The organism is Pseudomonas helleri, assembly GCF_001043025.1.
Classification (GTDB): Bacteria; Pseudomonadota; Gammaproteobacteria; order Pseudomonadales; family Pseudomonadaceae; genus Aquipseudomonas; species Aquipseudomonas helleri.
This window is the reverse complement of sequence record NZ_JYLD01000031.1, coordinates 1-3,373: the sequence shown is the minus strand read 5'-3', so window position 1 is coordinate 3,373 and position 3,373 is coordinate 1. Positions and strand designations below refer to the sequence as shown.

Sequence of the window (3,373 nt, the reverse complement as noted above, 5' to 3'; positions counted from 1 at the left end):
GGAATTTAATCTTGACGATGACCTACTCTCACATGGGGAAACCCCACACTACCATCGGCGATGCATCGTTTCACTACTGAGTTCGGGATGGGATCAGGTGGTTCCAATGCTCTATGGTCGTCAAGAAATTCGGTAGCCAGGTCGTTACATGCGTAACGCTCCAGCAAATGGGTATGTAATAGAGTCGGTGTTTGTGAATTGCAAACTTTCGGTTTGTATCGTCTTCACACACCGCAATCTGGTCGCTTTGGTTACAAAGCCTACTCAAATTGCTTGGGTGTTATATGGTCAAGCCTCACGGGCAATTAGTATTGGTTAGCTCAACGCCTCACAGCGCTTACACACCCAACCTATCAACGTCGTAGTCTTCGACGGCCCTTTAGGGAACTCAAGGTTCCAGTGAGATCTCATCTTGAGGCAAGTTTCCCGCTTAGATGCTTTCAGCGGTTATCTTTCCCGAACATAGCTACCCGGCAATGCCACTGGCGTGACAACCGGAACACCAGAGGTTCGTCCACTCCGGTCCTCTCGTACTAGGAGCAGCCCCTCTCAAATCTCAAACGTCCACGGCAGATAGGGACCGAACTGTCTCACGACGTTCTAAACCCAGCTCGCGTACCACTTTAAATGGCGAACAGCCATACCCTTGGGACCGGCTTCAGCCCCAGGATGTGATGAGCCGACATCGAGGTGCCAAACACCGCCGTCGATATGAACTCTTGGGCGGTATCAGCCTGTTATCCCCGGAGTACCTTTTATCCGTTGAGCGATGGCCCTTCCATACAGAACCACCGGATCACTAAGACCTACTTTCGTACCTGCTCGACGTGTCTGTCTCGCAGTCAAGCGCGCTTTTGCCTTTATACTCTACGACCGATTTCCGACCGGTCTGAGCGCACCTTCGTACTCCTCCGTTACTCTTTAGGAGGAGACCGCCCCAGTCAAACTACCCACCATACACTGTCCTCGATCCGGATAACGGACCTGAGTTAGAACCTCAAAGTTGCCAGGGTGGTATTTCAAGGATGGCTCCACGCAAACTGGCGTTCACGCTTCAAAGCCTCCCACCTATCCTACACAAGCAAATTCAAAGTCCAGTGCAAAGCTATAGTAAAGGTTCACGGGGTCTTTCCGTCTAGCCGCGGATACACTGCATCTTCACAGCGATTTCAATTTCACTGAGTCTCGGGTGGAGACAGCGCCGCCATCGTTACGCCATTCGTGCAGGTCGGAACTTACCCGACAAGGAATTTCGCTACCTTAGGACCGTTATAGTTACGGCCGCCGTTTACCGGGGCTTCGATCAAGAGCTTCGCGTTAGCTAACCCCATCAATTAACCTTCCGGCACCGGGCAGGCGTCACACCCTATACGTCCACTTTCGTGTTTGCAGAGTGCTGTGTTTTTAATAAACAGTCGCAGCGGCCTGGTATCTTCGACCGACGTGAGCTTACGCAGTAAATGCTTCACCCTCATCGGCGCACCTTCTCCCGAAGTTACGGTGCCATTTTGCCTAGTTCCTTCACCCGAGTTCTCTCAAGCGCCTTGGTATTCTCTACCCAACCACCTGTGTCGGTTTGGGGTACGGTTCCTGGTTATCTGAAGCTTAGAAGCTTTTCTTGGAAGCATGGCATCAACCACTTCGTTATCTAAAAGATAACTCGTCATCAGCTCTCGGCCTTAGAATCCCGGATTTACCTAAGATTCCAGCCTACCACCTTAAACTTGGACAACCAACGCCAAGCTGGCCTAGCCTTCTCCGTCCCTCCATCGCAATAACCAGAAGTACAGGAATATTAACCTGTTTTCCATCGACTACGCTTTTCAGCCTCGCCTTAGGGACCGACTAACCCTGCGTCGATTAACGTTGCGCAGGAAACCTTGGTCTTTCGGCGTGGGTGTTTTTCACACCCATTGTCGTTACTCATGTCAGCATTCGCACTTCTGATACCTCCAGCAAGCTTCTCAACTCACCTTCACAGGCTTACAGAACGCTCCTCTACCGCATCACCTAAGTGATACCCGTAGCTTCGGTGTATGGTTTGAGCCCCGTTAAATCTTCCGCGCAGGCCGACTCGACTAGTGAGCTATTACGCTTTCTTTAAAGGGTGGCTGCTTCTAAGCCAACCTCCTAGCTGTCTAAGCCTTCCCACATCGTTTCCCACTTAACCATAACTTTGGGACCTTAGCTGACGGTCTGGGTTGTTTCCCTTTTCACGACGGACGTTAGCACCCGCCGTGTGTCTCCCATGCTCGGCACTTGTAGGTATTCGGAGTTTGCATCGGTTTGGTAAGTCGGGATGACCCCCTAGCCGAAACAGTGCTCTACCCCCTACAGTGATACATGAGGCGCTACCTAAATAGCTTTCGAGGAGAACCAGCTATCTCCGAGCTTGATTAGCCTTTCACTCCGATCCACAGGTCATCCGCTAACTTTTCAACGGTAGTCGGTTCGGTCCTCCAGTTAGTGTTACCCAACCTTCAACCTGCCCATGGATAGATCGCCCGGTTTCGGGTCTATTCCCAGCGACTAGACGCCCTATTAAGACTCGCTTTCGCTACGCCTCCCCTATTCGGTTAAGCTTGCCACTGAAAATAAGTCGCTGACCCATTATACAAAAGGTACGCAGTCACCTAACAAAGTAGGCTCCCACTGCTTGTACGCATACGGTTTCAGGATCTATTTCACTCCCCTCTCCGGGGTTCTTTTCGCCTTTCCCTCACGGTACTAGTTCACTATCGGTCAGTCAGTAGTATTTAGCCTTGGAGGATGGTCCCCCCATATTCAGACAAAGTTTCTCGTGCTCCGTCCTACTCGATTTCACTGTAAAGATGTTTTCGCGTACAGGGCTATCACCCACTATGGCCGCACTTTCCAGAGCGTTCCGCTAACATCAATACAGCTTAAGGGCTGGTCCCCGTTCGCTCGCCACTACTAAGGGAATCTCGGTTGATTTCTTTTCCTCAGGGTACTTAGATGTTTCAGTTCCCCTGGTTCGCTTCTTAAGCCTATGTATTCAGCTTAAGATACCTAACTTATGTTAGGTGGGTTCCCCCATTCAGACATCTCCGGATCAAAGTCTGTTTGCCGACTCCCCGAAGCTTTTCGCAGGCTACCACGTCTTTCATCGCCTCTGACTGCCAAGGCATCCACCGTATGCGCTTCTTCACTTGACCATATAACCCCAAGCAATCTGGTTATACTATGAAGACAACATTCGCCGAAAATTCGCACACTCAATTAAGAGAATCACAAATTTTACCTTAGCCTGAATAAACACCAGTGAAAGTGTCATTCAGTCTATCTTTCTATCACATACCCAAATTTTTAAAGAACGATCTAATCAAAAGATCAGAAATCAACATTCACCATC

General features: G+C 50.0%; 2 rRNA genes. Both read right to left on the bottom strand.

Annotation, left to right across the window (positions count from 1 at the left end):
• Positions 1 to 9 precede the first annotated feature (9 nt).
• Positions 10 to 125, bottom strand: a 5S ribosomal RNA gene (gene rrf / locus TU84_RS25135).
• Between the two features lie 159 nt (positions 126 to 284).
• Positions 285 to 3,176 (bottom strand): 23S ribosomal RNA (locus TU84_RS25130).
• Positions 3,177 to 3,373 lie beyond the last annotated feature (197 nt).